This window comes from Dankookia sp. P2, from assembly GCF_050632255.1.
Classification (GTDB): Bacteria; Pseudomonadota; Alphaproteobacteria; order Acetobacterales; family Acetobacteraceae; genus Paracraurococcus.
This window is the reverse complement of sequence record NZ_CP192581.1, coordinates 2,529,267-2,541,977: the sequence shown is the minus strand read 5'-3', so window position 1 is coordinate 2,541,977 and position 12,711 is coordinate 2,529,267. Positions and strand designations below refer to the sequence as shown.

10 protein-coding genes are annotated in these 12,711 nt (G+C 71.0%); 7 read left to right on the top strand and 3 right to left on the bottom strand.

Annotated elements, in window-relative coordinates; genetic code table 11:
- Positions 1 to 137: 137 nt before the first annotated feature.
- The 5 genes from ACQ86J_RS15150 to ACQ86J_RS15130 all read left to right on the top strand — a co-directional run bounded on the left by ACQ86J_RS15150 (position 138) and on the right by ACQ86J_RS15130 (position 6,209).
- Positions 138 to 323 carry a hypothetical protein gene (locus ACQ86J_RS15150; RefSeq protein ID WP_431271751.1) on the top strand — a complete coding sequence of 62 codons (186 nt, stop codon included), beginning with the start codon at positions 138 to 140 and terminating at the stop codon, positions 321 to 323.
- 529 nt (positions 324 to 852) lie between these two features.
- Positions 853 to 1,473 (top strand): hypothetical protein, encoded by a 621-nt coding sequence (locus ACQ86J_RS15145; RefSeq protein WP_431271750.1) that lies wholly within the window; start codon positions 853 to 855, stop codon positions 1,471 to 1,473.
- Between the two features lie 42 nt (positions 1,474 to 1,515).
- A complete protein-coding gene (locus ACQ86J_RS15140; RefSeq protein ID WP_431271749.1) occupies positions 1,516 to 3,447 on the top strand; it encodes a hypothetical protein in 1,932 nt (643 codons plus the stop codon).
- A 24-nt stretch (positions 3,448 to 3,471) separates the two neighbouring features.
- Entirely contained in the window at positions 3,472 to 4,902 is a 1,431-nt protein-coding gene (locus ACQ86J_RS15135; RefSeq protein ID WP_431271748.1) for a hypothetical protein, read from the top strand.
- Between the two features lie 1,106 nt (positions 4,903 to 6,008).
- The gene (locus ACQ86J_RS15130; protein WP_431271747.1) at positions 6,009 to 6,209 is read left to right on the top strand and encodes a tetratricopeptide repeat protein; all 201 of its coding nucleotides are present in this window, start codon (positions 6,009 to 6,011) and stop codon (positions 6,207 to 6,209) included.
- 91 nt (positions 6,210 to 6,300) lie between these two features.
- On the opposite strand, the gene gyrB is transcribed toward ACQ86J_RS15130, so the two are convergent.
- From gyrB to ACQ86J_RS15115, 3 genes are read right to left on the bottom strand one after another with little or no spacing between them, the layout of a single operon-like run.
- Positions 6,301 to 8,748, bottom strand: coding sequence for a DNA topoisomerase (ATP-hydrolyzing) subunit B (gene gyrB / locus ACQ86J_RS15125; protein ID WP_431271746.1), 2,448 nt, complete (start codon positions 8,746 to 8,748; stop codon positions 6,301 to 6,303).
- Complete coding sequence (recF, locus tag ACQ86J_RS15120; RefSeq protein WP_431271745.1) at positions 8,741 to 10,000, bottom strand: DNA replication/repair protein RecF; 1,260 nt, start codon at positions 9,998 to 10,000, stop codon at positions 8,741 to 8,743. The genes gyrB and recF overlap by 8 nt, the downstream gene beginning before the upstream one ends.
- Before the next feature lie 21 nt (positions 10,001 to 10,021).
- Positions 10,022 to 10,540, bottom strand: coding sequence for a TIGR02300 family protein (locus ACQ86J_RS15115; RefSeq protein WP_431271744.1), 519 nt, complete (start codon positions 10,538 to 10,540; stop codon positions 10,022 to 10,024).
- On the opposite strand from ACQ86J_RS15115, the gene aroA reads away from it, so the two are divergent.
- Positions 10,436 to 11,821, top strand: coding sequence for a 3-phosphoshikimate 1-carboxyvinyltransferase (aroA, locus tag ACQ86J_RS15110; RefSeq protein WP_431272415.1), 1,386 nt, complete (start codon positions 10,436 to 10,438; stop codon positions 11,819 to 11,821). The two genes, ACQ86J_RS15115 and aroA, sit on opposite strands and share 105 nt — an antisense overlap.
- Positions 11,818 to 12,465: a (d)CMP kinase gene (gene cmk / locus ACQ86J_RS15105; RefSeq protein ID WP_431271743.1), complete on the top strand. Its 648-nt coding sequence runs from the start codon at positions 11,818 to 11,820 to the stop codon at positions 12,463 to 12,465. Before aroA ends, cmk begins: the two co-directional genes overlap by 4 nt.
- Positions 12,466 to 12,711 lie beyond the last annotated feature (246 nt).

Sequence of the window (12,711 nt, the reverse complement as noted above, 5' to 3'; positions counted from 1 at the left end):
TTCCTCGCGGAGCTCAGCCATCCGGACGTCGAGGCGGTCCTCCAGCACGCGCCTGGCCAGAGGAACGAGGAGGGCGTCACTGATGACTGCCCCCGCCCTGGGATGCGGCACGCTTCCTCGACGAGGACCATTGGAGGTTGCTGGAGACCGTTCACGTCGAGCCTGGCGACGACTGGGAGTCGCTCAGGCTGATCTGCGGCCTGGGCGGCTCGGAGAACAGAACCTCTGTCAGCGCGCTCGCGGGGAGCCGCCTGCGAGCCGCACTGGGAACCTACCTGTCCGTCGTCGACCTCAACGACCCTGACGGCGAATGGGCGGACTGACTTCCGTCCGGGCGCTTGGCGGCGAGTTGCGTTAGGCGCTCCTCGATCCTGCGCTTCCTCGCAAGCTGGGCAGGGTCCCAGGGCTGGCCCGGCACCGGCTCGACGAACCATGCGTCCCCCGAATTGCGCGGGCCGCGGCGCGGGTGGGTGCGCCGCGGGCGCCACGCTGTCCCACTCCCACTGCGAACCCATCCTGTCCCTGCCGTCCATGGCACCGCTCCTGCGACTTCCTGGGCAGGCTACCCCTGGGTCGGGCATTCCGGAGCCCCCCGTCGGGGGCTGGGCACTCCCCGCTGATCAGGTGCAGCCCTGGGCAGTCTCCGGCGACCGCGAACCGCCACATCGTGCCCGGTCACCGCGCCGCCTTCGCTGGCCTGGGAGCCTGCGGGAGCCGAGCACCCCACCTCCTCGTCGCCATGAGCTGGCTGAACCACGCTAAGCCAGCAATGACGCTGAGTTGTCTCGGTCTGCAACCCCAGGGTAGGATTCCTCTGACCAGTTCCGCCCCGAGGAATTCTTGCCTCCGCAAATGTCCACCGCCCAGAAGGCGATGAGGCTACTCGCCGTCCTGGTGGCCGGGTGCGAGCGGCTAACCGAACCCGGAAGGGACGGCGAGGCCGCGCTATTCCGGGGCGAGACGCGCCTGAACGCGCTCATGTTCTGGCTCCGCAACCCGGATTACCTTGCCTGGGGATTGCTGGACCTGCACGCGGCCAGCGGCGACCAGGGCTTGGTGGACCAGGTCAAGGCGATGCTGGAGGACGAGGAACCCGTCCTGCGGCGGGATGCCATGCTCAAGTGGCGCTTCGGCGCCTACGAGCCCATCGATGACGAAATGTCGATCCTGTTCTCGGCGGGCCTCGTTCGCACAGTCTTCCGTCCGGCAGGACCGAAGAGCGCCGAGAACAGTTTCCTGCTCTTCCCCGCGGCCTTCGACCTCGAAGGCACCTTGGCCGACAACCCCGCCTACCGTTGGTACGCCGAACGCATGCGGATCGTCCTGAGGGTCGCGGGAAGCCTGCTTGGGTCCACGCTCAAGGAGCGGCAGTACAAGCAGATGGAGTACGCCACGACCCGCGGCCACGACCTCATCCCGCCCATCACCCATCGGGTCGTCGAACGCCTGGCGGCCATGGCGGGGGAGAACTGACGCATGTCCCGACGGAAACCACATCCGCTCCAGGGTTCGTGGGTGCAGGCCATCGCCGCCGCGTCGGGCAGGCCGCCCGAGACGGTCGCCGATTTCCTCGACCGCCATGACCTGAAGGCACAGGGGCTGATCCCGCGCCCGGTCGACCTGACCGTGCGCAGGGTGGCGTTCGGCGGCGAGAAGCGCATCGACGGACAAGCCATCCCATTCGAGTTCGATTGGCCGGAGCTCTCGGGTGGACTTTGGCTCGTCGGCTCCGGACGGAACTCACGGGGCAAGACGAGCCTGCTCGGCATCATGCGCTGGCTGCTGCGGGGGACGCCGCCTGACTCGATTCCGCCCGATGTCATGAAGTGGATCCGGCACGCCGCGGTGGACTTCGACCTCGACGGCGTGCGCCACCGCGTCTCCCTCGACCTCTGTGATGGCTTCCGCGCCACCCTGACGGAGGGTCGGCTGGGTGCCCGTTCGATCTTCGAGGCAGGGGATGAGGGCCAGTTCGCCAGCGCGATGTCCGATTTCATGCTCCGCGCCCTGGCGCTGGAGCCGGTGACCAGCCTGCGGCGCGACGCGAACCCGGCCAAGGACGGACGCACCGTGCACCACCGCTGGCCCGCGCTGTTCGGCGCCTTCCACATCGGCACCGACTACTCCGCGCTCATCGGCGACGTGACGCTGGATGGCCTGACCAACCGCATGCTGAACATGTTCGCGGGCTTCCCGCACGCGACTGCCGTCGCCCGGATCCACTACGTCATGGCCGGGCTCGACATGGCCGCGGAGCAGGAGACCCAGACGCTGCGCGCCGTCGCGGACCACGCTAAGGCGCGGGCCGAACGGCTGCGCTCGGAGTTGGCGGCCCTCGGGGCGGCACCGGCGGACGGGGGGACGGCGGCTGGGCTCTTGGCGTCCGTGCGGTCCACCTCGGACGAGCTCGCGGGGCTCTACGCACGCCTGCCGGAGCTGCGGCGGGCCCTAGCGGACGCGCAGGAGGTTGTCGCAGCGGCGAGGGCGGGCTGGAACGCGGACCGCCTGGCGCTGCAGAACTTTGTCGAGGACCGGGCGGCCGAGCGGGTGTTCCGGTCCCTCAATCCCAAATGCTGCCCGCGGTGCGACCGCGCCTTCGGGGCGGACCGCAAGGACAGGGAGGCGGTCGAACACGCCTGCATGGTCTGCGGCGAGGTGGCGCCCGAAGAGGACGAGGCCGGTGTTGCCGAGGCCAGGGCAAGGCTCGAGGAGAACGAGCGTCTCAGCGCCCGGGCCCATGCCAGTGCGAGGGATGCCGACGCCGCGGCCCGTGCCGAACTCCGGGCTCTGGAGTATCAGGTGACCTCGCTTGAGTCGCGGCTCGCGGCCGAGCGCGCGCGGCAGGCCGCCGCAAGTGCGGGGGAAGCCGACCTCACCCGGCGCGCCGTGCTGGAGGCGATGATCGCGGAGGCCGAGGCCGACGCCGGGGGAGGCGCCGGACGCCCGGAGTCGGACGAGGCCGCGATTGCGAAGGCGTGCGACAAGGTCTTCCGGCAGCGTCTCAAGGCGGAGCAGGAGGAGGTTCTGGAAGAGGTCAGGACGGAGGTGCTCGGACTGCTTCGGGAACTTGGCGTGGTGAACCTCGTCGGCGTCGACCTGAACACCGTCCCGCACCTCCACCTGCTCAAGGGTGAGGAGCGCGTGGCTTTCGGGGCGGCGTCCATCGGCGACAAGATGCGGGTGAAGGTGGCGCTCATCCTCGCCCTGATGAAGGTTGCCCGCCGACGAGGGGTCGGCAGCCATCCAGGCCTCCTGTTCATCGACACCCCCGGCGCCCAGGAGATGGCCAGCGAGGACCTTGCGGCCCTCGCGGACGGGCTGGCGTCACTTTGCCGGGAACTGCCGACGCTCCAGATCTTCGTGGCGACCCAGCGGGTGAGCGAGTTCGGGACGGCGGTGAATCCGGCATGTAGGCTGGTTGCTTCCGGCGACGACATGCTCTGGTGAGCGTGCCGCAGGGGAGGCGGGGTGGTGACGGTTGAGGAGGAAGTGGGTGCCGCCTTCGACAGGGGGTGGCCCGAGCGGCTGGCCGACCTGGGCGGCGCGGAACTCCTCCGCGGCCGGGAGGAGGCCATCGCCCGTACTGCCCTGATGCCGGACGTTCTCGCGCTGGTCCTGGCCGAGCCGCCCGGGTGCCCCGGCCGCGACGTCCTGGACGACTTCGTCCTTGCCTGCGCCGGGGTGTCGGTCGGCGGGGATGGCACGAGGCCATCGGATTACAAGGACGCCCTGGAGGCGCTCGCCGGGGCCGACCTCGCTGATGAGCTGGCGGAGCGGTGCCAGGACGTCCTGACCCGCCGCGCCCACGACACCCGCGAGAACGAGGTTGCCCGCTGGGCGGCCCTTGGCGCGGCGCTCCAGCTGGCGCTCGTGCATCCCGACCTTCGCCACGACCTGCTGCGCGTCCTCGTTCGGTTGAAGGCGGACGACCACCACCCGGAGTTCGCGCGGCGGGCCGCCAAGGTGGCGGGCGTTGCGAACGCCTACTGGCCAGACCCGTCGCTGGAGAAGGTCCTCGACCGACTTTCCGCGGTCGTGCTGGCCCGCGACGAGGCGCTATTTGAGCTTGGACTGGCTCGCCTCCGGGACGGCCTGGACGCCGACGCCCCTGGCCGCGTGGATGCTTCCTTCGAGGAGGCGCGGGGCCATTTCGAGGGTTGCCTTCTCGCGCGGGAGCACCGGCCGGACGCGCTCTCCTACGCCCGCGCACTCGCCATGCTCACGGCGCTGCGGCGCGGTGAGCCGCCCGGGTTGCTCGCCTCCCGCGCTGCGGAGATCCGCCGTGAACTGGCCATTGCCGCGGCGTGGTCGTCCCCCACCAAGCCCGCATGGCCTTGGATGGGCGCGCAATGGACCGAGCTGATGCGCTGGCGGGAGTTGGCCGGGCATATTGCCGACCTCGCCGAGGGCGTGGCCTTGGGCCCCGAGGCCGATCTGGCGATCAGGCGCCGCCTGCTCGATGCCTACGTCGCGAACCGGGCCGTTCTCGGCAGGGAACCGGGCGGCGTCGAGGTCTTCATGAGGCCCGCAATCGAAGCGCGGGTCCTGCGCGAGGAAAGTGCCGAGGCCTCGGCCTTGGCCTGGCTTGAGGCTGAGGCGGAGTCCACCGCATCGGATTGGGGCCGGGCCGCGCGGGAGTTGCTGGCTGCGGTCAGAGGTGGGGGGCACCGCCGGGAAAACGGGCGGGGACGGCGGCGCACCGCGCCTGACCGCCGTCCTCGATGCGGGCGAACCCGCCGTGCCGGAAGGCATGCGCGTCGCGCTCGACGGCTTCATGGCCAACGTGAAGGCGGCGGCGACCTCGGGGCTGACACCGCAACTCGAGAGCATCATCCGGCGCATCCTTCCGCAGTTGGAGCACAGCGAGGACTACCGCTCGACGGAGGCGCGCCTCGTCGTTGACGCCGTGCTCTGGCAGTTGCTCCGGTTCCTGGAGTACCGCATGGACACGACGCGTGCGAACGACCCTTCCGGTGCGTACCTGTTCGCCGACACCGAGAGAATTCCGACCGAGAAGGCTGCGCCCCAGGACACGGGGGCGGGCAAGGCCGGGGGCGGCGGGGACAAGCGGGACTTCTTCGAGAAGCAACTGCAGATCGACTGCATGCGCTTCCTCAACTCCGGCCTCGGCAACTGCGCGAAGCTAGAGCCGGTCGACATCGCCGGTGGCCGGGCCGACATCAAGGTCGAGCGGCAGCTCACGCGCGTGACCATCGAGGTGAAGCGCGAGGACAGGGATGCGTCCCACGAGGCGCTGCGGAAGCGCTTCGGCGCACAAGCGACGGAGTACTCCAACACCAGCGCCCGCATCGGTTTCCTGCTGGTGCTCGACCGATCGAGGAAGGACGGCACGGCCGGGCACATCGAGGACAAGGTTGACGTGACGACGATACCGAAGTCCGGCGACAAGGAGCCCCGGACGCTGATCATCGCCGTCATGCCGGGCAGGCGGAAGACCCCCAGCCAGTTGGTGCTCCGCGAGGACGAGTCACCCTCTGCGGCACAGGCCGCGGACCCAGCGGGTGGCGCGGTCCCTGCACCGCCCGTCAAGCGAGTTCCTCGCCGCGGCAGCCGCGCACCAGCGCCGTGATGGATAGGGCTGCGGCCTCTCCCAGGGCCGAATGCCAGCCATGACAACAGGCTTCACCAAGGTCCATCTCTTGCCGATGCCCCGCGTAGCCTGCCGGGGAGATTGCAGGAGGCGAAGGTGTCGGATCTGGCGAAAGGTGGTGTGCCCACGGCCGGGGTGCGCGAGGGCATCGATGGCCCCTGCGTGACGGGTCCCGGCGACCCTTTCGTGGCCCGCATGGCCGAGAGGGACGTCCGCGAGGAGGACCGCATCATTCTGGCCTCCCGGGCGCTCCGGCACGACCCGGGCTGCATCGAGGCGCACCTGCTGCTCGCCGCCTACGCCCCCAACCGCGCCACGTCGCTCCGGCACCTCCAGGCCGCCGTACGGTCGGGCGACGAAGCTCTGGGAGCCAGTCGCGGAGCGCTACGGTGCCAACATGGCCTGGTGGGGCTTCGTTGGCACGCAGCCCTACATGCACGCCATTGCAGCACTGGGCGGCCTGCACTCGGAGATGGGGAACGACCAGGCGGCCCGTTGGTGCTACGAGCGCCTGCTCCGGATGAACCCGGACGACGACCAGCGCATCCGGGACCGGCTGGAGGCGATGGCGCCGACGGTTGGCCCGGCCTGCAGGTGAAAAGTAGGGTCGCCAGGGGTGCCCCGGCGACCCATGGGTCGTCCAGCGAATGATGGCGGAGTCCGGTTAATCCTGGCCGCCCAGAAACATCCTAAACGTCGAGGTTCGCCACCTTCAGCGCATTGGTGACGATGAAGTCGCGCCGCGGCTCCACCACGTCGCCCATCAGGGTGGAGAAGACCGTCTCCGCATCCTCCACATCTTCGACCCGCACCCGCAACTGGGTCCGCACCACGGGATCCAGCGTGGTCTTCCAGAGCTGCTCGGGGTTCATCTCGCCGAGACCCTTGAAGCGCTGAATTGTCAGGCCCTTGCGGCCCTGGCTGAGAATCCGGTCCAGCGCCATGGCCGGGCCCTGCACGGCGACCTCGGTGCCGTCCAGCGTCAGCCGGGCGTCCTCGGCGAAGTCGCGCGACAGCATCTCATGCCGCTCGTCCAGCCAGCGCGCCTCGGCGCTGCGCAGCGCCGCGGCGTTCAGCGTGTGGCGCTCGGTCACGCCGCGCACGATGCGCGACACCTGCAGCCCGGCCTCACCGGCCGTGGCTTTCCAGCCCTTCTCGTTCGGCAAGGCCATCGTATCCAGCCGGGCCGCCAGCGCCTGCGCCGCCGCCAGGGCCCGCTCTGGGTCAAAGGTCAGCGCGCCGGCAACGGCGGCCTGCTCGACGATCTCGGCCGGCACCGTCGTGCCGAGCCGGCGGATGCGCGAGGCGACCTGGCGCAGCTGCTCGACCTCAGCCTTCAGCGCGGCACCCGTGACCACGCGACCGCCGCCCAAGGTCAGGCTGGCTCCGGCCAGCGCCTTCTCCAGCAGGAAGTCCTCGAGCGCCCGGTCGTCCTTCAGATAACGCTCGTCATGCCCGCGCTTGGCCCGGTAGAGCGGCGGCTGGGCGATGTAGAGGTGCCCGCGCTCGATCAGCTCCGGCATCTGGCGGAAGAAGAAGGTCAGCAACAGGGTGCGGATGTGGCTACCGTCCACGTCCGCGTCCGTCATGATGACGATGCGGTGGTAGCGCAGCTTGTTCGGGTCGAAGCCGCCCTTCGCGGGCTCCCCCGGGCCGATGCCGGTGCCGAGCGCGGTGATCAGCGTGCCGATCTCGGCCGAGGAGAGCATCTTGTCGATGCGCGCCCGCTCGACGTTCAGGATCTTGCCCTTCAGCGGCAGGATCGCTTGGAAGGCGCGGTTGCGCCCCTGCTTGGCGGAGCCGCCGGCGCTGTCACCCTCGACCAGGAAGAGCTCGCACTTCGACGGGTCCTTCTCCTGGCAATCGGCCAGCTTGCCGGGCAGGGTCGAGAATTCAAGCGCGTTCTTGCGGCCGACCTTCTCCCGCGCCAGCTGCGCCGCCTTGCGCGCGGCGCCAGCCAGGACGACCTGCTCGATGACGGTCTTGGCTTCCTTCGGATGGGTCTCGAACCAGTGGGAGACGGCATCGGCGACGGCCATCTGCACCACCGGCTGAACTTCGGAGCTGACCAGCTTCTCCTTGGTCTGGGAGGAGAATTCCGGGTCCGGCACCTTCACCGACAGCACGCAGGTCAGGCCCTCGCGCATGTCCTCGCCGGACAGCTCGACCTTCTCCTTCCGCGCCAGCTCCTCGGCGTATTTCATCACCACGCGGGTCAGCGCCTGGCGGAAGCCGGCCTGGTGGGTGCCGCCGTCGCGCTGCGGGATGTTGTTGGTGAAGCACAGGGTCACCTCGCGCGGGGTGGTGTTCCACCACATCGCGATCTCGACCTTGATGCCCTCGATCTCCTTCGACTGCACCGCGATCGGCGGCTTGAACAGCGGCTCCTTGCCCTGGTCCAGCCATTCGACGAAGGCGGTCAGGCCGCCGCGGAACTGGAAGAAGATCTCCTGCGCCGGGACGTGGCGGTCGTCCTTCAGGGCGATAGCCAGGCCGGGATCCAGGAAGGCCAGCTCGCGCAGACGGCGCTCGAGGATGGCGAAGTCGTACTCGACCTTGGTGAAGGTGCCGGCGGAGGGCTTGAAGGTGACCTCGGTGCCGTTGTGCTCGGTACTGGCACCGGTGACGGTCAGCGGCTTGACCGTCTCGCCGTGCTCGAAGCGGATGAAGTGCTCCTGGCCGTTGCGCCAGATCTTCACCTCCATCCATTCGGACAGGGCGTTGACGACGGCGGCGCCGACGCCGTGCAGGCCGCCGGAGACCTTGTAGCTGTTCTGGTTGAACTTGCCGCCGGCATGCAGGCGGGTCAGCACCACCTCGGCGGCGGAAACCCCTTCCTCCTCATGCATGTCGACGGGGATCCCCCGCCCGTCGTCGCGCACGGTGACGCTGCCGTCGCCGTTCAGCGTGACCTCGACACGGCTGGCATAGCCCGCCTGGGCCTCGTCGACGGCATTGTCGATGATCTCGAAGGCCATGTGGTGCAGGCCCGAGCCGTCATCGGTGTCGCCGATATACATGCCGGGCCGCTTCCGCACGGCTTCAAGGCCACGGAGGACGGTGATTGATGCGCTGTTGTAATCGCCCCCGCTCTGGTCAGGGAGGGACGGATCGGCGCGCTCGGCTGGGTCACTCATGCCGGCGGCAAACTCCTCGGGTCATCGCGTCGGGAAACTGGCAGCAATATAGGGATTCAGGCGGCCCCAGGCACGGGAAAATCTCCATCCGGAACGAGTGCGCCCCCACGGCGTCGGGAATGGCCCGGAAAGCCTCCGCCACGCCCCGCAACGGGGCGAAGACCGCGGCATCCGTGCCGGTCAGGAAGGCTTGGGCCGGCAGGGCGGCCAGCGCGTCGAACAACGCCTCCCGCCGGGTCTCGTCCAGATGGGCGGCCACCTCGTCCAGCAGCAGCAGCGGGGCGAAGCCCCGCGCCGCGGCGATCAGCGCGGCATGCGCCAGCACGACGGCGACCAGCAGGGCCTTCTGCTCCCCGGTCGAGCAGAGCGCCGCCGGGATGTCCTTCGGCGCATGGGTGAAGAGCAGGTCGGCCCGGTGCGGGCCGGTCAGCGTCGCCCCCGCCGCCGCGTCGCGGCCGCGGCAGGCGGCCCAGTCGGCCCGCAACCCGTCCTCCACCGCCAGAGCCGGCGCCTCGGCCAAAGCCGCCGAGACCGGGCAGAGCAGGTCCAGCCGCGCCGCTGGGAAGGCTCCGGTGATGCCCTCGGCCAGGCTGGCGTTCAGCCGCATTACCAGCCCGCGGCGGGCGGCCGCGGCGGCCACCCCGTGCCGGGCCATGGCGTCCTCGAGCCCCGCCAGCCAGGCGGGATCGACCCGCAGCCCTTCCCGCCGCTCCTGCGACAGCAGCCGGTTGCGCTGGGCCATCGCATTGTCGTAGGCGGTGACCTCCCGGGCGTGGTGCGGCTCCAGCGCCCAGACCAGGCGGTCGAGGAAGCGGCGGCGGTCGCCGGCGCCGTCCTGGAACAGCCGGTCCATCTGCGGGGTCAGCCAGACCGCGGCCAGCCTTTCCGCCAATTCGGCCTGGGACCGCACCGGGGCGCCGTCCAGGCGGAAGACGCGGCGTTCCGGCGGGCCGCCCTCCGGCGTGCCCGTGCCGATGTCGAATTCCTGGTCGAGCGCGTCGCGGAAGCGGCCAGCGGCGGCCCAGGGCAGGGGAGTTCCCGCCGATTGTCGGCCAAGCTCGGCCGTCTTCGCCCCGCGCAGCCCGCGGCCGGGGCCGAGCAGACTGATCGCTTCCAGCAGGTTGGTCTTGCCGGCGCCGTTCGGCCCGGACACCACAACGATTCGTGATTGAAATGGCACGGTCAGCGCCGCCCAGCTGCGGAAATCACGCAGCATCAAGCGGTTGAGCGAGAGGGCGGGGGCCGGCGCCATGGTCAGGCGCCGGCGCCCGGATCAGCTCTCCTCGTCGCGGTCGGCCTCGACCTCGAGCTCGTCGCCGATCTGGTCCGCATCGTCCTCGAGCTCCTCGGCGTCCTCGACCGCCTCGTCGCCCTCCACATCTTCCAGCTCCACCTCGTCGGATTCGGCCTCCGCGACGGGGACGCGCTTCTTGATCTTCTCCTCCGGCGGAAGGGAGCCGGCGCTGCGGCGCAGGCGCGGCTGTTCCGCCGGCTGCTCCGTGCCGCATTTCGGGCAGATCGCCGGGGCGCGGGTCAGGTCGTAGAACTTCGTGGCGCAGGCGACGCATACGCGCTTGAGGCCCAGTTCGGGCTTGGCCATCGGTGAAGCCTCATCTCTGGAAGGGGCGAGCCGCGCGCAGGGCCATGGTGGCGGCTGCGCTGGCGAGCCGAAAATCGAGCGCGGCGGATTGCCACGCGGGGTGGCACATGTCAAACGCGGCGCCATGGCCCACCCCGACGCCCCGCAACCCTTGCGCGCCGCGGCGCCGGCCGTGGCCTCGCCGGCCGCCATGCCGTCCCCGGCGACAAGTCGATCAGCCACCGCGCCCTGATGTTCGGCGCCCTGGCCGTCGGCACCACCGAGATCAGCGGTTTGCTGGAAGGCGAGGACGTGCTCCGCACCGCCGCCGCCATGCGGGCCCTCGGCGCGGAGGTCGAGCAGACCGGCCCCGGCGCCTGGCGGGTCGCTGGCCGCGGCGTCGGCGGGCTGGTCGAGCCGGCCGATGTCCTGGATATGGGCAATAGCGGCACCGCCGCCCGGCTGCTCTGCGGCCTGCTGGCCGGGCATCCGATCTTCGCGGTGATGACCGGCGACGCCTCGCTGCGGAAGCGGCCGATGAAGCGGGTGACCGAACCCTTGTCCGCCACCGGCGCCAGCTTCTGGACGCGCGACGGCGGCCGGCTGCCGCTGGCGGTGCGCGGTGCGGCGGAGGCCCTGCCGCTCGACTACACCCTCCCGGTCGCCTCGGCCCAGGTGAAGTCGGCCTGCCTGCTGGCCGGCCTCTGCGCCCGGGGAACCACCCGGGTCATCGAGCCGGAGCGGACCCGCGACCACACCGAGAACATGCTGAGGCATTTCGGCGCGACGGTCCGGGTCGAGGACCTGGCGCATGGCAGGCTGATCGAGCTGGAGGGCCAGCCGGAGCTGGTCGCGGCGCCGATCCTGGTGCCCGGCGACCCCTCCTCGGCGGCCTTCCTGCTGGTCGCCGCCCTGCTGGTCCCCGGCTCCCGCGTCACGGTGGAGAATGTGGGGCTCAACCCGCTGCGGACTGGCCTTTTCACCACGCTGCGGGAGATGGGCGCGCGGCTGACGGTCGAGAATGCGCGGTTCGCCGGCGGCGAGCCGGTCGGCGACGTCACCGCCGAATACGGCCCGCTCCGCGCCGTCGAGGTCCCGCCCGGCCGCGCCCCGTCCATGATCGACGAATACCCGGTGCTGGCCGTGGCCGCTGCGGCGGCCGAGGGCGAGACCCGGATGCGCGGCCTGTCCGAGCTGCGGGTGAAGGAGAGCGACCGCCTCGCCGCGACCGCCGCCCTGCTGGCGGCGAACGGCATCGCGGCGCGCATCGAGGGCGACGACCTGCTGGTCCAGGGCACCTCCGGCGCCATCCCCGGCGGCGGGACGGTGGCGACGCATATGGACCACCGTCTCGCGATGAGCGCGCTGGTCATGGGCCTGGCCGCCCGCGCCCCGGTCGCCGTGGACGACGCGGCCTTCATCGAGACCAGCTTTCCCGGCTTCGCCGCGCTGTTGAACCTGGCCGCCGGGGGACCGGCCATCGGGCCGGCGTGACCGCTCTCGTCATCGCCGTCGATGGGCCCGCCGCAGCCGGTAAGGGCACGCTCGCCCGCCGCCTGGCCGCGGCGCTCGGCCTCGCCTACCTCGATACCGGACTGCTGTACCGCGCCACCGGCCGCCGCGTGCTGGATGCCGCCGCCGATCCGCGCGATGCCGCCGCGGCCGAGGCGGCGGCGCGCGGCCTGACGCCTGCCGACCTCGCCCGCGGCGACCTGCGCGGCCCCGAGGCGGACCTCGCCGCCAGCGCCACCGCCGCCATCCCCGCCGTGCGGGCCGCCCTGCTCGACTGGCAGCGCGACTTCGGCCGCCGCCATGGCGCGGTGCTGGATGGCCGCGACATCGGCACCGTGGTCTTCCCCGAGGCACCGGTGAAGCTCTTCGTCACCGCCAGCCCTGAGGAGCGCGCCCGCCGCCGCTTCCTTGAGCTGCAGGCGCGCGGCGCCGCGGCCGACTTGGCCCAGGTCGCGGCCGAGCTGCGGGCGCGGGACGAGCAGGACAGCCGCCGCGCCGTCGCCCCGTTGGTCCCGGCCGCCGATGCGGTGGTGCTCGACACCACGCACCTCGATGCCGAGGCCGCCTTCGCCGCTGCCATGGCGGTGATTCGGCAACGGCTGGGCGAAGTCGCACCTCCTGCCTAACCCGTATGGGCGACCACATTCGATTCCGCTTGACGCCGTTGCATCAAGGTCTTAGCGACGCTTATCCGCGCGCCTAGGGGGCCGCGGCGTCCGTATCTCGGGGCCCGGCATGCCGGGGCGTCCCGTGGCGGACCGGTAACGGGCGGGCCGATACGCCGCCTCTGCACAAGGGTCGCCAGACGCCTTCGCCCCTTCCGCTGGAAGGGATGGCGCCGGACCAGGTCGTGTCCGTTCGATCCCGGCATC

Excerpts from the sequence above, each read along its gene's own strand:
- ACQ86J_RS15145 (WP_431271750.1), top strand. The coding sequence starts at position 853 with ATGTCCACCGCCCAGAAGGCGATGAGGCTACTCGCCGTCCTGGTGGCC.
- ACQ86J_RS15130 (WP_431271747.1), top strand. The coding sequence starts at position 6,009 with ATGGCCTGGTGGGGCTTCGTTGGCACGCAGCCCTACATGCACGCCATT.
- gyrB (WP_431271746.1), bottom strand. The coding sequence starts at position 8,748 with ATGAGTGACCCAGCCGAGCGCGCCGATCCGTCCCTCCCTGACCAGAGC.
- recF (WP_431271745.1), bottom strand. The coding sequence starts at position 10,000 with ATGGCGCCGGCCCCCGCCCTCTCGCTCAACCGCTTGATGCTGCGTGAT.
- ACQ86J_RS15115 (WP_431271744.1), bottom strand. The coding sequence starts at position 10,540 with ATGGCGGCCGGCGAGGCCACGGCCGGCGCCGCGGCGCGCAAGGGTTGC.